The sequence below is a fragment of the Aureimonas sp. AU4 genome (genome assembly GCF_001463765.1).
GTDB lineage: Bacteria > Pseudomonadota > Alphaproteobacteria > Rhizobiales > Rhizobiaceae > Aureimonas.
Window position 1 is genome coordinate 43,870 of sequence record NZ_BBWK01000004.1, and the last position, 15,957, is coordinate 59,826.

The window sequence follows — 15,957 nt, forward strand, 5'->3', positions numbered from 1 at the left end:
TATGACAGCGAGGGGGATCTCGCGCCGGACGATCGCCGGGGGGCGATCGGCGTTCCGGAGCGCACTTCTGGCGGGCGCGGCGCTCTCGGCGCTGGCGCTTGCGCCCTCGGTGGCGCACGCCCAGGCATCGCTTGGGGAACTGGGCGCCAACGTCAGCGTGCCGGCCGGCTCCCAGCTCTTCCTGGAAGCCGACACCGTCACCTATGACAGCGACCGGTCCGTCGTCACGGCCGCCGGCGGCGTGCAGATCAACTACGGCGGCTACAAGCTCGTCGCGCGCAACATCGTCTACGATCAGGCCTCCCGCCGTCTCGTCGCCTCGGGCGACGTCGAACTGGTGGAGCCGGGCGGCAACCGCATCTACGCCGACTCGATCGACGTGACGGACGACTTCGCGAACGGCTTCGTCGAGGCGCTGCGCATCGAGACGCCCGACAACACCCGCTTCGCAGCCGGGCAGGCGGTGCGCGGCCCCGGCCAGCGCACGACGTTCGAGCAGGGCGTCTACACGGCCTGCGAGGCGTGCAAGCAGCATCCCGAGCGTCCCCCCACCTGGCAGGTCAAGGCCCGGCGAATCGTCTGGGATCAGGACCGCAAGGTGATCCGGTATTATGGCGCGAGGCTGGAGCTCTTCGGGGCACCGCTCGCCTACCTGCCCTACTTCGCGACGCCCGATCCCACCGTGAAGCGCCAGTCCGGCCTTCTCGCGCCCTCGTTCAAGTCGTCGAGCAAGACCGGCTTCGGCGTGCGCATTCCATACTACTTCGCGCTCGACGACAGCTCCGACCTGACGATCGCGGGAACGCCCTACTCCAAGCAGGGCTTCCTCGCCGAGGCCGAGTACCGCAAGGCGTTCGAGAACGGCTACTTCACGCTCCAAACGGCGGGCATCTCGCAGCGCGATCCGACCGCCTTCGACGACTTCCGCTACGACGGCGTGTCGATCAACCAGGACTTCCCCGGCGAGAACCGGGGCATGGTCGGAACGACCGGCCGGTTCGCGCTCAGCGATCGCTGGACCTTCGGCTGGGATGTTCTCGCGCAGAGCGACAACAATTTCTCGAACAACTACGAGATCGAGAACTTCAATCGCGTCTACCACACGTCGGAGATCTACCTGACGGGTCTGGGCGACCAGAGCTTCTTCGACCTGCGCGCCCAGAAGTTCGACGTTCAGACGCAGAACCGCCTGACGCAGGACGTCCAGCCCTACGTCCTGCCGACGCTCGACTACCAGTACATCGACGAGAACCCCGTTCTCGGCGGCCAGGTCACCTACGACGTCAACGTCACGAACCTGCGCCGCGACGCGACGAGCCCGGGCTACCTCCTGCTCTGCCAGTCCGCCTTCATCGAGAACGGCGTCTGCAGCACGGCGAACGGCTTCCCCTACCGGACCGACGTCTTCCGCCGCAACTCGCTGGAAGGCGACTACTCGCGCGCCACCACGCAGGCGGAGTGGCGCCGCACCTTCACGACCTCCGGCGGCCTCCTACTGACGCCGTCGCTCTCGGCGCGGGCCGACGTCTACCGCGCGGACATGAGCGCGGTCGGCTACCCCTACGGCAACCTTCCGCTCGGCCTCGGCGGCGTCGACGTGGACGAAGCCGGGCTTCGCGGGATGGCGACGGCCGGGCTCGAAGCGCGATATCCCTGGCTGATCGAGACGAGCAACTCGAGCCATGTCATCACGCCGATCGCGCAGCTTCTGGTGCGCCCCGACGAGACCGCCGCCGGCAGGCTGCCGAACGAGGATGCGCAGAGCCTCGTCTTCAACGCGGGCAACCTCTTCTCGGAAGACAAGTTCTCCGGCTACGACCGGATCGAGGGCGGCACGCGGGCCAATGTCGGCGTGCAGTATTCCGGCGTCTTCGGTGCCGGCTACGCGATCGACGCGCTGATCGGCCAGTCCTTCCATCTTGCGGGCGAGAACCCCTACGCGCAGGTCGACTACGCCTTGGTCGGCTTCGAGTCGGGGCTGCAGAACGACCGGTCCGACTACGTCTCGGCGATCACGCTCGCGACACCGATCGGCGTCAGCCTCGGGGCGCAGGGACGCTTCGACAAGGACTCGCTCGACGTGAACCGCGCGGATCTCATGGGCGGGGTGTCCTACAAGCGCCTCGACACGTCGGTGGTCTACTCCCTCATCGGAGCGCAGCCGACCTACGGGTTCCCCGTGGACCGGCATCAGGTCACGACCGCTGCGACGCTGCGCGTCACCGACCAGATCAAGACCTTCGGTTCGCTGTCCTACGACATCGAGAACGCGCAGATCATCGACCGCTCGTTCGGCGTCGGCTACGCGGATGAGTGTTTCAGCCTCATCGCCGAGTACAAGAACACGAGCGACCGCTACAACCTGACCTCGGCCCAGACCAAGGTCATGTTCAAGCTGTCGCTTCGCACGCTGGCGGACGCCGACTTCGGCTACGGCCTCGGTTCGAACTGACGCAGGCGCGAGGCTTGCCGGATCGGCTCTCGCGATCTTCCGGTCGCGGGACGCTTGGGCTAGAACCACCATGGTTTCGCCAAGAGCCCGTGCCACGAGTGCGCCAGCCGTCGACCGTCCGCCATCCGAGAATCGGAGCCGAACCCATCATGATCCGCCGATTTGCCGTCCGCATGTTGCTGTGCTCCGCGTTGGCGGCAACGGTTCTGACGTCCGGAATGCCGCTTGCGCAGGCCGCCTCCGAGATCAAGGTCGTCGTCAACAAGCAGCCGATCACGACCTTCCAGATCAACCAGCGTCTCGCCTTCATGAAGCTTCGGCGTGCCCCCGGCGGGGCCGATGCGGCGACCAACGAGCTGATCGACGAGGCGTTGAAGGTTCAGGAAGCCCGCCGCCGCGGCATCCAGATCCCCGATCCCATGGTGGACGAGGCCTTCGGGCGCTTCGCCAAGGACAACAAGCTGACCGAGGCGCAGCTCGGTGAGGTTCTGTCCCGCGCCGGCTTCTCGACCAAGGGCTTCAAGGACTACATCCGCGTCCAGATGGCGTGGGGACAGGCCGTCCAGGCCAACATGCGCCAGAGCGAGCGGCTGACGGAGTCCGAGGTCGTTCAGCGCATGCTCCAGCAGGGCGGGCAGAAGCCGTCCACGACCGAGTACACGCTGCAGCAGGTGATCTTCGTGGTTCCGCCCGCGCAGCGCGGCTCGCTGCTGGCGCGCCGTATGCAGGAAGCCAACGCCATGCGCCAGCGCTTCAATTCATGCGCCTCGACCTACGATCTCGCCAAGGGTCTGAAGGACGTGACGGTGCGCGATCTGGGCCGCGTCGCGCAGCCCGAGCTTCCCCCGCGCTGGAAGAGCGACATCGTCGCCGCCTCGCGCGGCAAGACGACCAAGGCGATCGAGACCGAGCGCGGCGTCGAGTTCGTCGTGGTCTGCGACACGCGCTCCATCAGCGACGACCAAGCCGCCGCCATGGTGTTCCAGGCGCGCGACATGGAGGCGATGGGCAAGCAGGAGCCCGATCAGGCCCTTCTCAAGAAGCTGAAGGACCGCGCCACGATCGTTCGGCGCTGATAATGGGCGAGGCCCCCTCGCCGCTTCTTGCGGTCACGATCGGCGAACCGTCCGGCGTCGGCGCCGACGTGACTCTCATGGCCCACCGGGATCGCGAGCGTCTCGGCCTTCCCCGCTTCGTGCTGCTGGCAGATCCCGAAATGGTCGCGCAGCGCACCGAGCGGCTCGGGATCGACGTATCGATCCGCACGGTCGGCGCGCCGGCCGAGGCGCTGGAGGGCAACAACGACGATCTGGCGGTCCTGCCGCTCGTGAACCGCCATCTGGAGGAACCGGGTCGTCCGGATCCGGCGAACGGCGCGGGAACGGTCGAGGCGATCGACCGCGCGACGCGGCTGTGCCTTTCGGGCGACGTGGCGGCCCTCGTGACCAACCCGATCGACAAGAAGGCGCTCTACGACGTCGGCTTCGCCCATCCGGGCCATACGGAGTATCTAGCGGAGCTTTGCGGCTCACTCACGGGCCGGACGCTACAGCCGGTGATGCTGCTGACGGGACCGGACCTTTCCTGCGTCCCCGTGACCATTCACATCCCCCTCTCCGAGGTTCCGGCGGCTTTGACGACGGACCTCATCGTCTCCACCGCGCGGATCGTATCGGACGACCTGCGCACGCGTTTCGCGCTCGACGCGCCCCGGCTGGCCATCGCCGGTCTCAACCCGCACGCCGGCGAACGGGGCGCGATCGGCCGCGAGGACGAGGAGATCGTGCGGCCGGCGGTCGAGATCCTCCGTGCGGCCGGCGTCGAGGCGTTCGGGCCGCTTCCCGGCGACACGCTTTTCCATCCGGAGGCGCGGGCGACCTATGACGTCGCGCTCTGCATGTATCACGACCAGGCCCTGATCCCGGCCAAGACGCTCGCCTTCGACGAAACGGTCAACGTCACGCTGGGCCTGCCGGTCATCCGCACCTCGCCCGATCACGGGACCGCCGCCGATCGCGCGGGCAAGGGAACGGCGCGACCCAACAGCTTCATTGCAGCTCTCAGGCTCGCCGGCCGCATGGCCGCCATCCGCGCCGAGGCGCCGGTCGCCGCGTGAGCCTCGCCTTCGACGGGCTGCCGCCGCTGCGCGAGGTGATGGAGGCCAACGGCCTCGACCCGCGTCGGGCCCTCGGCCAGAACTTCCTCCTCGACCTGAACCTGACCGGCCGCATCGCGCGCCAGGCCATGCCGCTCGAGGGCGAGACCGTCGTCGAGGTGGGTCCGGGTCCCGGCGGTTTGACGCGCGCCCTGCTCGCGCACGGAGCGGGACGCGTGATCGCGATCGAAAAGGATCCGCGTTGCCTTCCCGCCCTGCAGGCGATCGCCGCGCACTATCCCGGACGCCTCACGGTCGTCGAGGGCGACGCGTTGGAGATCGACCCGGCAAGCCTCTGCGAGGGTCCCTATAAGATCGTCGCGAACCTACCCTACAACGTCGGAACCCAGCTCCTGCTCAACTGGGTCACCGTCGAGCCGTGGCCGCCGCGCTGGACCAGCCTCACGCTCATGTTCCAGCGCGAGGTCGCGCTCCGCATCGTGGCGGGGCCGGACGACGACCACTACGGGCGGCTCGGCGTCCTGTGCGGCTGGCGCACGCGAGCCTCGATCCTCTTCGACGTGTCGCGCGAGGCCTTCACGCCGCCGCCCAAGGTCACGTCCTCCATCGTCCAGATCGAGCCGGTCGCCGCGCCCCTGCCTGCTCGCCTATCCGATCTCGAACGCGTCACGCAGGCCGCGTTCGGACAGCGTCGCAAGATGCTGCGGCAAAGCCTGAAACCTGTCGGCGGTGAGGCGCTTCTCCGGTCGGTGGAGATCGACCCGCAGCGTCGCGCCGAGACGCTCTCGGTCGCCGAATTCGTCGATCTCGCGAACGCGCTGACCCGCTAGAGGTCGAGCGCCTCCTCCAGCAGCGACTGGGTGAAGTCGAAGAGGCCCGGCCGCCGGTCCCGGCGCAGACGCTCGGCGTTCACGATCGAGAGGACGGCGGAGAAGGCGCGGTCCAGATCGTCGTTCACGACGACATACTCGTAGTCGCGCCAGCGCTCGATCTCGACGCTCGCATTGCGCAGCCGCATGGCGATGGTGTCGCCGGAGTCCTCGGCGCGCCGCATGAGGCGCATCTTCAGCTCCTTCATCGACGGCGGCAGGATGAAGATCGACACGATGTCGGACTTCGCCTGCTCCTGAAGCTGGCGCGCGCCCTGCCAGTCGATGTCGAAGAGCATGTCACGGCCTTCGCGCATCGCCTTTTCGGCGGCGTCACGAGGCGTTCCGTACAGGTTGCCGTGGACCTCCGCCCATTCGAGCAACGCATCGGTCGCCCGCAGGCGCTCGAATGTCGGCACGTCGATGAAGTGGTAGTGAACGCCGTCGATTTCGCTCGGCCGTCGCTTGCGGGTCGTCACGCTGATGGAAAGCGAGAAGCGGGGATCGAGTTCAAGGAGGTTCCGCGCGATCGTCGACTTGCCCGCGCCCGACGGCGACGAGATGACCAGCATCAGGCCGCGCCGCGCGATGGAGATGGTCGATTCGATATCGGTCAACGACTTCATTCTATATTCTGCACCTGTTCGCGGAACTGGTCGACCGAAAGCTTGAGATCAAGCCCTATGGCCGTCAGCCCGGTTGCGTTCGATTTGGCGCAGAGCGTATTCGCCTCGCGGTTAAATTCTTGCGACAGGAAGTCGAGACGACGGCCAACGGGTTCGTCGAGCGACAGGAGTTCGCGGGCCGCCGCGACATGAGCCGTCAGGCGGTCCAGTTCCTCGCGGATGTCGGCACGGGTCGCGAGCAGCGTCGCCTCTTGGTGGAGGCGGGCTTCGTCCAGCCCATCGGCAGCCCCGCGCAGCAGCGCGACCTGATCGGCGAGACGCAAACGAATCGCCTCGACGCTGCGCGCCGGATGCGCCTCCGCCATGGCCGTCAGTTCCTCGATCCGGTCGAGGCGGGCGTTGAGAACGTCGGCGAGCGCCTGCCCCTCGATCTCTCGCGAACGGCGCAGCGCCAAGAGGGCTTCGGACAGCGCAGCCAGCACCTCGGCGCGATGCTCCGCCAGCGCGCCGGCGGCCGACCCCACCTCCGCCACCTCAATCACACCGCGCAGCGCCAGGAGACCGTCGGCGCTCGGGGGCGCGGCACGCCCCTCGCTGACCAGCGCATCGGACAGCCGCAGCAGTTCCGCGAGAAGTATCTCGTTGACGCGGAAGCCCGCCGCCTCCTCCATCGTCTCGCGACGGAGCGAGAGCGTAGCTTGGACGTTGCCGCGCCCAAGAGCCGACCCCACAAGGCGACGGATGTCAGCTTCCAGATCCTCCAGTCCTGGGGGCAACCGGAGCCGCAGGTCGAGCCCCTTGCCGTTCACGGAGCGCAACTCCCACGAGAAGCCCGTGGGCTCAGCGTCGCGTTCCACGCGCGCGAAGCCGGTCATGCTGCGAAGGCTCATCGCGCGGTCCTTGAAGGTCGGTTAGGCGGGCTGGAAATCAGGGTGCGATCGCCCGGACGCCGGTGCCCGTGGCGTTCTGGTCGTTCGCCGTCTGGCGCTCGATCGCGCGGTAGCGGCGCACATTCGCGTTGTGCTGGTCGAGCGTCGAGGCGAAGGCATGCCCGCCCGTCCCGTCCGCTACGAAGTAGAGGTCGTCGGTGTCCAGCGGATGGGCCACCGCCTCGAGGGCCGCGCGCCCGGGATTGGCGATCGGTCCCGGCGGCAGGCCCCGAATGACGTAGGTGTTGTAGGGCGTCTCGCCCTGGATGTGGGACTGCCGGATCGGCTCGTTCAGCGGCTTACCGGCACCGCCCCATATGCCGTAGATGATGGTCGGATCCGATTGCAGGCGCATGTTCTTGCGCAGGCGATTGATGAAGACCGAGGCGACGTGCGGACGCTCCGCCGCGATGCCCGTCTCCTTCTCGACGATCGAGGCCAGCGTCACGAACTGGCCGATGTCCGAGATCGGCAGGTTCGACGCGCGGTCCGACCACAGTTCCTTCACGAGCTTGGCCTGCGCCGCGCTCATCTGCTGGACGATCTCGGCGCGGCTCTGCCCGCGCGTGAAGCGGTAGGTCTCCGGCAGGAGCGTTCCCTCCGGCACCATCGGAGGCAGGTCGCCCGCCAGCGCCTCCTCGGCCGCCAGCCGCGCGAAGATCTGGGTGACCGTCCATCCCTCCGGCACCGTCACGGCATGCAGGATGGCGTTGCCGTCGCGCAGCGTTTCCATGACGTCGCGCATGCTCGCACCCGGCGCGAAGGCGTATTCGCCCGCCTTGAGCTTGCCGCCGGCCCCTTCGAGGCGAACGCCGTATTCGAAGATCGTGGCGCTGGAGATGATGCCTGCCCGCTCCAGCCCGCTCGCGATGCCATCCAGACCACCGCCCTTCGGGACGAGATAGGTCGCCTCGGCGGCGAGCGGTCCTTGTCCGTCGAACTCCCCCTTGCCCCACCAGAGAAGCGCGCCGGCGCAGAGCGCCAGAAAAAGGGCGATCGTGAACAGGAAGTTCATCGCGATCACGAGACCGTTGCGGGCACCTCGCGAGCGACGGTTGCGCCGCGCCGCGCGAATCTCCTCGACGGTCGGAGGAATCGGGGTGTCGTTGGGCTGGGGGCCGGACGTCACGCTCTTCTCCCGGGCCTGGTTCCGCCGTGCGGCGGCTTGAAAACAAACGGCGGGGGCGGTCCGGAGATCATCCGGCCGCCCCCTCCTGCTGAATCAGCTGCGAATATGGCGAAACGCCGTCCGGTCAGCCCACGTAGCGGCGCAGGACCAGCGACGCGTTCGTTCCGCCGAAGCCGAAGGAGTTGGACACCGCGACATTCACGTCCCGCTGCCGCGCCTTGTGCGGCACGAGATCGATCGCCGTCTCCCGTTCGGGATTGTCGAGGTTGAGGGTCGGTGGGACGATGTTGTCACGGATCGAGAGGGTCGCGAAGATCGCCTCGATGGCGCCCGCCGCGCCGAGAAGATGGCCCGTTGCGGATTTCGTCGACGACATGGAGATGCGCGGCGCGGCATCGCCCGCCAAACGCTCGACGGCGCCAAGCTCGATCGTGTCGGCCATGGTGGAGGTGCCGTGGGCGTTGACGTAGTCGATGTCGTTCGCCGTCAGTCCGGCGCGCTTCAGCGCCATGCCCATGCAGCGGTAGGCGCCGTCGCCGTCCTCGGACGGGGCGGTGATGTGATAGGCGTCGCCCGACAGGCCGTAGCCGACCACTTCGGCGTAGATCTTCGCGCCGCGCGCGAGAGCGTGGTCCAGATCCTCCAGAACGACGATGCCCGCGCCTTCGCCCATGACGAAGCCGTCGCGATCCTTGTCGTAGGGGCGCGAGGCTCGCTGCGGATCGTCGTTGTGCTGCGTCGAGAGCGCCTTGCAGGCGGCGAAGCCCGCCAGCGAGATGCGGCAGATCGGCGACTCGGCGCCGCCGGCCACCATCACGTCCGCATCGCCGAGAGCGATCATCCGCGCGGCGTCGCCGATGGCGTGCGCGCCGGTGGAGCAGGCCGTCACGACGGCATGGTTGGGTCCGCGCAGCTTGTGCCGGATCGAGACCTGGCCCGACACGAGGTTGATCAGACGGCCGGGAATGAAGAAGGGCGAGATGCGCCGGGGGCCCTTGTCGCGTAGCGTGTAGCCGGCGTCGACGATGCCCTCCAGGCCGCCGATGCCCGACCCGATCAGGACGCCGGTGGCGATCTGGTCCTCGTCGGTTTCGGGATGCCAGTTCGCGTCGGCCAGCGCCATGTCGGCGGCAGCCATGCCGTAGACGATAAAGGGATCGACCTTCCGCTGGTCCTTGGGCTCCATCCAGTTGTCGGCATTGTAAGTGCCGTCGGTGCCGTCGCCAACCGGAATGCGGCAGGCGATCTTGGCGGGAAGGTCGTCGACCTCGAACTCCGTGACGCGGCGGGCACCGTTCTGTCCAGCCAGCAAGCGCGACCAGGTCACCTCCGTTCCGCATCCCAAAGGAGATACCATCCCGGTACCGGTGATCACGACGCGTCTCATGGTCTGGTAGCCCAACCCTTCGTCTCGGTTCGTTTTCTCACGGAAGAGAGGCCCGGTCATCCGGGCGAACTGGGCGAACCGTCAAGGGTTCGCCCAAGGGGATCGAGGCGATCCCCGAAAGTAGGGTCAGGCCATCAGGCCTGGTTCTTCTCGATGAACTTCACCGCGTCGCCGACGGTCAGGATCGTCTCGGCCGCATCGTCGGGGATCTCGACGCCGAACTCCTCCTCGAACGCCATGACGAGCTCGACCGTGTCCAAGCTGTCCGCGCCCAGGTCGTCGATGAACGAAGCGTTCTCCGTCACCTTCTCCTGCTCGACGCCCAGATGCTCGACGACGATCTTCTTCACCCGTTCAGCGGTATCGCTCATGGTCAGTCCTTGTGTTGAAGTGGCTTCCGCCGTTTTCGTTAGACGCCGGAGGGGGGATTATCAAGCGGCCCTCCAGCCGGCGCGAGCCAGCGGAGCGGCACGATACGGGACGGCTGCAATGCCGGTTCGCCGCTTGCGAAGCCCGGCAGACCGGGGATTAGCACGGCCCCGGCAAGGGGCCAACCCGCAAGGGTGCCAAGCGCAGCCGGCTTCAGATCATCGCCATGCCGCCGTTGACGTGCAAAGTCTGGCCAGTGACGTAGCCGGCCTCGGCCGAGGCGAGGTAGAGCGCGGCCGCCGCGATGTCGTCGCCCGCACCCATGCGCTTCATGGGAATGGCGCCGAGAATGGCTTCCTGCTGCTTCTCGTTCAGCTTGTCGGTCATCGCGCTCGCGATGAAACCGGGGGCGATGCAGTTCACCGTGACGTTGCGCGAGGCGATCTCCTGGGCGAGCGACTTCGAGAAGCCGATCATGCCGGCCTTGGCCGCGCAGTAGTTCGCCTGTCCGGGGTTGCCGGTGACGGCGACGACCGAGGTGATGTTGATGATACGGCCAAAGCGGCGGCGCATCATCGGGTGCGTCAGGCCGCGCGTCAGGCGGAAGGCCGAGGTGAGGTCGACCTCGATGATGCGGTCCCAGTCCTCGTCCGACATGCGCACGAAGAGCCCGTCCTTCGTGATGCCGGCGTTGTTGACGAGGATGTCGACACCGCCGAGTTCGGCCTCGGCCGTTTCAGCCAGGGCCGACTGCGCCGTCCGGTCGCCGAGGTCGGCCGGAAACACGTGGACACGCTCGCCGAATTCGCCTGCCAGCGCCTCGAGCTTTTCGCGCCGCGTGCCGTGCAGGCCGACCACGGCGCCCGCCGCGTGGAGCTTGCGCGCGATCGCCTCGCCGATCCCGCCGCTGGCACCTGTGACAAGGGCCTTGCGGCCGGAAAGGTCGAACATGGGGCTGGTCCTTGAAGAAAAAAGTCAGGCGAGACGCGCGATCGCGGCGTCGACGTCGGCGGGCGTGCCGACGCTCGAGGCGGCAAGGCGCTTGTCAATGCGCTTGGCAAGTCCGGCGAGCACCTTGCCGGCGCCCACCTCGAACAAGGTGTCGACCTCGGCATCGGCCAGATAGGCCATGCTCTCGCGCCAGCGCACCTGCCCCGTTACCTGCTCCACCAGCCGCTCGCGGATCTCGCTCGGGTCGGAGATGGCGGACGCCAGGACGTTGGCGACCAGCGGGGCGCGCGGCGCCTCGATCCGTGCCGCCGCGAGCGCTTCGGCCATGCGGTCGGCGGCCGGCTGCATCAGCATGCAATGGAAGGGTGCCGAGACAGGCAGCGGGATGGCGCGCTTGGCACCGCGCTCCAGCGCCGCCGCCATGGCGCGCTCGACCGCCGCGCGCGTGCCGGAAATCACGATCTGGCCACCGCCATTGTCGTTGGCGATCTGGCACACGCCGCCCTGGCCGGCCTCGGCGCAGACCCTGGCGAGGTCGCCGTCGTCGAGACCGAGGATCGCGGCCATCGCGCCCTCGCCTTCGGGCACCGCCGCCTGCATGGCGTCGCCGCGAATGCGCAACAAACGCGCGGCGTCGGCGACGTCCAGCGCGCCGGCCGCGGCCAGCGCCGAGTATTCGCCGAGCGAGTGGCCCGCCACGAACTCGACGCGCCCCCAGTCGAAGCCGCGCGCCTCCAGCGCGCGCATCGCCGCAAGCGACACGGCCATCAGGGCAGGCTGCGCGTTGCGCGTCAGGCGGAGCGCATCCTCCGGGCCGTTCCAGATCGTGTCGCTCAGGCGCTCGCCCAGAGCCTCGTCGACAGCCTCGAAGACGGCGCGGCTCTCGGGAAAGGCGTCGGCCAGTTCGCGGCCCATGCCGACCGCCTGGCTGCCCTGTCCCGGAAAGATCAGCGCTAGCGTCATGTCGTCCTGTCCTCCCGGTCCATCGTTGGGGCGGTGAATGGGCAGCGTCCGGTTGCATGTCAAGGTCGCCAAGGCACCGAAACGGGCCGAAGACTTGCCACGCAGGGAAGATTGGGCTAAGCGCACCCCGTCGTCGCCGGATGCCACAGCCGGGGGCTGAACGGAAGTCGTTTGCGCGTCAGCTCGAACGATGCGGGCTCGCCCGTCTCTTCCCGTGTCCCCGCTCTCGACCGTCTCACCTGACGCGTCTTTCCAGCACCGCCCGCCAGCCGGTCGGTATTCGAGGAGAGTCGCAGAGGCTTAGCCGCTGTGCCCCGTGCGATCCAACGCGATGGAAAGGCAAACGCCATGGCTCTCTACGAGCACGTTTTCCTTGCCCGACAGGACATCAGCGGCCAGCAGGTCGAAGCGCTCGTGGATCAGTACCGCGGCGTGATCGAGGCCAATGGCGGCAAGGTCGGCAAGGTCGAGAATTGGGGTCTCAAGACCCTCACCTACCGGATCAAGAAGAACCGGAAGGCCTACTACACGCTCATGAACATCGACGCGCCCGCCGCTGCGGTCGTGGAGATGGAGCGCCAGATGCGCTTCAACGAAGACATCCTGCGCTACATCACGATTCGCGTCGAAGAGCACGACGAGAACCAGTCGGCCATGATGCAGAAGCGCGACGACCGTCCGCGTCGCGGCGACCGCGACGGCGGCGACCGTCCGCCGCGCCGTGACCGCGACGGCGACCGTCCGCGCCGCGAGGACGACGACCGTCCCCGCCGTCCCCGCACCGAGGAGGCCGCGTAAATGGTCGACATCGCCCAGCTCCCGACCCGTCGTCCGTTCCATCGTCGTCGCAAGTCCGACCCGTTCGCGTCGGGCGAGTCGCCGAAGATCGACTACAAGGACGTCCGTCTCCTGCAGCGCTACATCTCCGAGCGCGGCAAGATCGTGCCCTCGCGCATCACGGCCGTTTCCCAGAAGAACCAGCGCGCCCTCGCCCAGGCGATCAAGCGCGCCCGCTTCCTGGGCCTCCTGCCCTACGTCCTGAAGTAAGGACCACCGGCCGACCGCCGCTTCGGCGGTCGGCCATTCTCCTGCCCGGTGCTCGGCGCCCGCTCGCAGGATTTGATGCCAATCGCCGAGCTGGGGCACCCCGCCCCTAACTGCGAAGCCCGCAGGACAGCGAAGAGTTCATGAAGCCCAGCGCCCTTCTCGTCGGCCTCCTCGCCGGCCTTGCCTCCGCCCTCCTGTTCGCCGGACTCGTCACGCAGTCGAGCGGCGCGGTCGGCCTCGCGCTCGTGGCTCCCGTTCCCGTCATGCTTGCCAGCCTTGGCTGGGGATCGGCCAGCGGCTTCGTCGCCGCCCTGTCGGCCTTCGGCGCCGTCGCCGCCGCCGCCGGCACGCTCAACGCGGGCTTCTCGGTTCTCATCCCCGTCGCCCTGCCTGCCGCCATCCTCGGGCATATCGCCGGCCTTGCGCGCCCGACTGAAGGCGCCAACGGCCAGCCCGTCCTCGACTGGTTCCCGATCCGCCGCATCCTGTTCGCGGCCGCGCTGCTGGCGGCGGCGGCCTGCGTCGCTCTCGGCGCCCTAATCGGGTTCGACCGCGACGAACTGGCCCCGCTCGTCGCCGACGCGCTGACCCAGCAGGGAGCCGGTGCCGATATCCAATCCGCGCAGGTGCAGGAGATCGCCCGCTTCGTCGTGGGCGCCATTCCCTTCGTTCAGCCGGCCTTCCTTCTCCTGACGCTGGTGATCTGCCTCTACGTGTCGGCGGCGATCGCGCGAGCGAGCGGACGCCTCCAACGCCCCCGCGACGACCTGCCCGCCACCGCGATCCTGCCCCGCGCGGCGCTGACGCTCTTCGCGCTGGCCCTGGCCGCCTCGTTTCTCGGCGGCGCGGCCGGAACCGTCGCGGCGGTGCTCGTCGGTGCCCTGGCGCTCGCCTTCACGCTCGTCGGCCTCGCCGCGCTCCACCGGCGCACGCGCGGGCGCGGCTCGCGCACCCTCATCCTCTTCACGACCTACGCGGCGATCGCGCTCCTGTCGTTCCCGCTCCTCGCCTTCCTGGTTCTCGGCCTGTTCGAGACCGCGAAACCGCCGGCCTCGCCGGCAAGTGCCTGATCCCGCAACCACACAAAAGGACACCTGACCATGGACGTCATCCTTCTCGAGCGCATCAACCGTCTCGGCGGTCTCGGCGACACCGTTCGCGTGCGCGACGGCTACGCCCGCAACTACCTGCTGCCGACGGGCCGCGCGCTCCGCGCCAACGACGCGAACCGCGCCAAGTTCGAGTCGCAGAAGACACAGCTCATCGCCCGCAACGAGGAGCGCCGCACCGAGGCCCAGGGCCTGGGCGAGACGCTCGACGGCAAGAGCTTCACGATCATCCGCTCGGCCGGCGAGACCGGTCAGCTCTACGGTTCGGTCTCGGCTCGCGACCTCGCCGACATCCTGAAGGCCGAGGGCTTCGACGTCAGCCGGAACGCGGTCGAACTCAACCAGCCGATCAAGGCGATCGGCATTCACAAGGTGAAGATCATCCTCCACGCCGAGGTCTCGATCACGATCAACGTGAACGTCGCCCGCTCCGCGGAGGAGGCCGAGCGCCAGTCGCGCGGCGAGACGCTCACCTCGGCTGCCGCGATCTACGGCGTGGAGGACGAGTACGCCGACGAGGAAGAGGCCGCCGAGGAGACCGAGGCGGGCGAGACCACCGAAGAGGCGCAGGGCTGACCCTGGCATCGGGACGATCGACGTTTCGTCCGACTTAGCTTTTTTCAACTTCAGGGCGTCCCGATCGGTCGGGACGCCTTTTCTTTTCGTTCGATCACGTCATTCTGATTTGGCTGGCGCGCCAGAGAGCGCCGGTGAGTCTGGAGGCGTTCATGTATCCGCTTCTCTCGTTTTACCTGAAGCGTCTCATTCGAAAGGGGACGCTGACCATCCACACGGTGGACGGCGGGCACCACAGCTTCGGCGACGGCGAGCCGCCCCATGTCGAGCTCGCGATCAAGACCCGCGCGGCCGAACGCCAGATCGGCCACAACCCCGCCTTGAAACTCGGCGAATGCTACATGGACGGCGAGGTCGACATGGTGTTGGGCTCGATCTACGACCTGATCGCGCTCGTCTTCGACAACGCGGCCATGACCGCGACCGGCCAGCCGTGGATGAAGGCGATCGAGCAGGTCCGCCTTCTTTACCGACGCGTCGTGCAGAACAACGTGCCGAAGCGCTCCCGGCGCAACGTGCAGCGGCACTACGACCTGTCGGGCGATCTATACGCCCTCTTTCTCGACCCGGACTGGCAGTATTCCTGCGCCTATTTCGAGACGCCCGAACAGTCGCTCGCCGACGCTCAGCTCGCCAAGAAGCGGCATATCGCGGCCAAGCTCCGCTTCGACCGGCCCGGCCTCTCGACGCTCGACATCGGGAGCGGCTGGGGTGGCATGGGCCTTTACCTCGCGCGCGAGTGCGGGGCGCGGGTCAAGGGTGTGACGCTTTCCGACGAGCAGCTGAAGCGGTCCAACACGCGGGCCGTCGAGAGCGGACTGTCGGACCGCGTCCGTTTCGAGCTGCAGGATTACCGCCATATCGAGGAGCGCTTCGACCGCATCGTCTCGGTCGGCATGTTCGAGCATGTCGGTCGCGACTTCTACGATCCGTTCTTCCAACAGGCCGCCAAGCTCCTGAAGCCGGATGGCGTCATGCTGCTCCATACGATCGGACGCACGACGCCCCCCTACAACACCAACAGCTTCATCGACCGGCACATCTTTCCGGGCGGCTACATCCCGTCGCTGTCCGAGGTGATGCCGGCGATCGAATGCTCCGGGCTGGGAATCACCGATATCGAGGTCCTGAGATTGCACTATGCCGAGACGTGCCGCGCCTGGCGCATGGCCTTCCTTGAGCGTTGGTCCGAGGCCGAAGCGCTCTACGACCGGCGCTTCTGCCGCATGTGGGAGTTCTACCTCGCGATCTCCGAGGCCTCGTTCCGCTGGCAGGGCTACGTCGTCTTCCAGATCCAGCTGACCCACGCCGTCGACGCGCTTCCGATCCGCCGTGACTACATGACGGAGACCGAAAAGGCGCTGAAGCAGCGCGAGGCGCGCGCCGTCGAACAGCCCGAGCGGGCGTGCGTCGCCGCCGAATAGCGGCTGGCGG

The 15,957-nt window shown here is 67.8% G+C and carries 16 protein-coding genes; 9 read left to right on the plus strand and 7 right to left on the minus strand.

All coding sequences use genetic code 11. The features are described 5' to 3' along the window. The first annotated feature begins 1 nt into the window (after position 1). From AUL35_RS02375 to rsmA, 4 genes are all read left to right on the plus strand, one after another. Positions 2–2,452 carry an LPS-assembly protein LptD gene (locus AUL35_RS02375; protein ID WP_062011629.1) on the plus strand — a complete coding sequence of 817 codons (2,451 nt, stop codon included), beginning with the start codon at positions 2–4 and terminating at the stop codon, positions 2,450–2,452. 218 nt (positions 2,453–2,670) lie between these two features. Beyond that, the gene (locus tag AUL35_RS02380) at positions 2,671–3,528 is read left to right on the plus strand and encodes a peptidylprolyl isomerase (RefSeq protein ID WP_244493644.1); all 858 of its coding nucleotides are present in this window, start codon (positions 2,671–2,673) and stop codon (positions 3,526–3,528) included. Positions 3,529–3,530: 2 nt separating this feature from the next. After that, entirely contained in the window at positions 3,531–4,568 is a 1,038-nt protein-coding gene (gene pdxA, locus AUL35_RS02385; RefSeq protein ID WP_062011631.1) for a 4-hydroxythreonine-4-phosphate dehydrogenase PdxA, read from the plus strand. Between the two features lie 38 nt (positions 4,569–4,606). Further along, on the plus strand, positions 4,607–5,398 hold the full coding sequence (rsmA, locus tag AUL35_RS02390; protein ID WP_062011708.1) for a 16S rRNA (adenine(1518)-N(6)/adenine(1519)-N(6))-dimethyltransferase RsmA: 792 nt from the start codon (positions 4,607–4,609) through the stop codon (positions 5,396–5,398). On the opposite strand, the gene gmk is transcribed toward rsmA, so the two are convergent. The 7 genes from gmk to fabD all read right to left on the minus strand — a co-directional run bounded on the left by gmk (position 5,395) and on the right by fabD (position 11,791). Continuing rightward, the gene (gmk, locus tag AUL35_RS02395) at positions 5,395–6,063 is read right to left on the minus strand and encodes a guanylate kinase (RefSeq protein WP_062011633.1); all 669 of its coding nucleotides are present in this window, start codon (positions 6,061–6,063) and stop codon (positions 5,395–5,397) included. The genes rsmA and gmk overlap by 4 nt on opposite strands. Then, the gene (locus AUL35_RS02400; protein ID WP_062011634.1) at positions 6,060–6,953 is read right to left on the minus strand and encodes a YicC/YloC family endoribonuclease; all 894 of its coding nucleotides are present in this window, start codon (positions 6,951–6,953) and stop codon (positions 6,060–6,062) included. Before AUL35_RS02400 ends, gmk begins: the two co-directional genes overlap by 4 nt. Positions 6,954–6,990: 37 nt before the next feature. Continuing rightward, positions 6,991–8,121 carry an endolytic transglycosylase MltG gene (mltG, locus tag AUL35_RS02405; protein WP_244493645.1) on the minus strand — a complete coding sequence of 377 codons (1,131 nt, stop codon included), beginning with the start codon at positions 8,119–8,121 and terminating at the stop codon, positions 6,991–6,993. 124 nt (positions 8,122–8,245) lie between these two features. Further along, positions 8,246–9,508, minus strand: a complete 1,263-nt coding sequence (gene fabF / locus AUL35_RS02410; RefSeq protein WP_062011712.1) for a beta-ketoacyl-ACP synthase II — start codon at positions 9,506–9,508, stop codon at positions 8,246–8,248. 134 nt (positions 9,509–9,642) lie between these two features. Continuing rightward, the gene (locus AUL35_RS02415) at positions 9,643–9,879 is read right to left on the minus strand and encodes an acyl carrier protein (RefSeq protein WP_026358398.1); all 237 of its coding nucleotides are present in this window, start codon (positions 9,877–9,879) and stop codon (positions 9,643–9,645) included. Positions 9,880–10,090: 211 nt separating this feature from the next. Beyond that, complete coding sequence (gene fabG, locus AUL35_RS02420; RefSeq protein WP_062011636.1) at positions 10,091–10,828, minus strand: 3-oxoacyl-[acyl-carrier-protein] reductase; 738 nt, start codon at positions 10,826–10,828, stop codon at positions 10,091–10,093. Between the two features lie 24 nt (positions 10,829–10,852). Next, positions 10,853–11,791: an ACP S-malonyltransferase gene (gene fabD / locus AUL35_RS02425; protein ID WP_062011638.1), complete on the minus strand. Its 939-nt coding sequence runs from the start codon at positions 11,789–11,791 to the stop codon at positions 10,853–10,855. 348 nt (positions 11,792–12,139) lie between these two features. Here fabD and rpsF point away from each other — a divergent pair, with 348 nt between their 5' ends. The 5 genes from rpsF (at position 12,140) to AUL35_RS02450 (ending at position 15,947) form a co-directional block, all read left to right on the plus strand. After that, positions 12,140–12,589 (plus strand): 30S ribosomal protein S6, encoded by a 450-nt coding sequence (rpsF, locus tag AUL35_RS02430; protein ID WP_062011640.1) that lies wholly within the window; start codon positions 12,140–12,142, stop codon positions 12,587–12,589. Then, positions 12,590–12,838, plus strand: a complete 249-nt coding sequence (gene rpsR, locus AUL35_RS02435; RefSeq protein ID WP_062011642.1) for a 30S ribosomal protein S18 — start codon at positions 12,590–12,592, stop codon at positions 12,836–12,838. A 140-nt stretch (positions 12,839–12,978) separates the two neighbouring features. Next, positions 12,979–13,908: a hypothetical protein gene (locus AUL35_RS02440; protein ID WP_062011644.1), complete on the plus strand. Its 930-nt coding sequence runs from the start codon at positions 12,979–12,981 to the stop codon at positions 13,906–13,908. Between the two features lie 30 nt (positions 13,909–13,938). After that, positions 13,939–14,523, plus strand: a complete 585-nt coding sequence (gene rplI / locus AUL35_RS02445; protein WP_062011646.1) for a 50S ribosomal protein L9 — start codon at positions 13,939–13,941, stop codon at positions 14,521–14,523. Between the two features lie 152 nt (positions 14,524–14,675). Then, positions 14,676–15,947, plus strand: a complete 1,272-nt coding sequence (locus AUL35_RS02450; RefSeq protein WP_062011648.1) for a cyclopropane-fatty-acyl-phospholipid synthase family protein — start codon at positions 14,676–14,678, stop codon at positions 15,945–15,947. The last annotated feature ends 10 nt before the right edge of the window (positions 15,948–15,957 follow it).

Bases quoted from the DNA above. Each gene is read 5' to 3' on its own strand.
- fabD (WP_062011638.1), bottom strand. From the start codon at position 11,791: ATGACGCTAGCGCTGATCTTTCCGGGACAGGGCAGCCAGGCGGTCGGC.
- rplI (WP_062011646.1), top strand. From the start codon at position 13,939: ATGGACGTCATCCTTCTCGAGCGCATCAACCGTCTCGGCGGTCTCGGC.
- fabG (WP_062011636.1), bottom strand. From the start codon at position 10,828: ATGTTCGACCTTTCCGGCCGCAAGGCCCTTGTCACAGGTGCCAGCGGC.
- AUL35_RS02400 (WP_062011634.1), bottom strand. From the start codon at position 6,953: ATGAGCCTTCGCAGCATGACCGGCTTCGCGCGCGTGGAACGCGACGCT.
- rpsF (WP_062011640.1), top strand. From the start codon at position 12,140: ATGGCTCTCTACGAGCACGTTTTCCTTGCCCGACAGGACATCAGCGGC.
- pdxA (WP_062011631.1), top strand. From the start codon at position 3,531: ATGGGCGAGGCCCCCTCGCCGCTTCTTGCGGTCACGATCGGCGAACCG.
- AUL35_RS02380 (WP_244493644.1), top strand. From the start codon at position 2,671: ATGCCGCTTGCGCAGGCCGCCTCCGAGATCAAGGTCGTCGTCAACAAG.
- rpsR (WP_062011642.1), top strand. From the start codon at position 12,590: ATGGTCGACATCGCCCAGCTCCCGACCCGTCGTCCGTTCCATCGTCGT.
- fabF (WP_062011712.1), bottom strand. From the start codon at position 9,508: ATGAGACGCGTCGTGATCACCGGTACCGGGATGGTATCTCCTTTGGGA.
- AUL35_RS02440 (WP_062011644.1), top strand. From the start codon at position 12,979: ATGAAGCCCAGCGCCCTTCTCGTCGGCCTCCTCGCCGGCCTTGCCTCC.
- rsmA (WP_062011708.1), top strand. From the start codon at position 4,607: ATGGAGGCCAACGGCCTCGACCCGCGTCGGGCCCTCGGCCAGAACTTC.
- AUL35_RS02415 (WP_026358398.1), bottom strand. From the start codon at position 9,879: ATGAGCGATACCGCTGAACGGGTGAAGAAGATCGTCGTCGAGCATCTG.
- AUL35_RS02450 (WP_062011648.1), top strand. From the start codon at position 14,676: ATGTATCCGCTTCTCTCGTTTTACCTGAAGCGTCTCATTCGAAAGGGG.
- gmk (WP_062011633.1), bottom strand. From the start codon at position 6,063: ATGAAGTCGTTGACCGATATCGAATCGACCATCTCCATCGCGCGGCGC.
- AUL35_RS02375 (WP_062011629.1), top strand. From the start codon at position 2: ATGACAGCGAGGGGGATCTCGCGCCGGACGATCGCCGGGGGGCGATCG.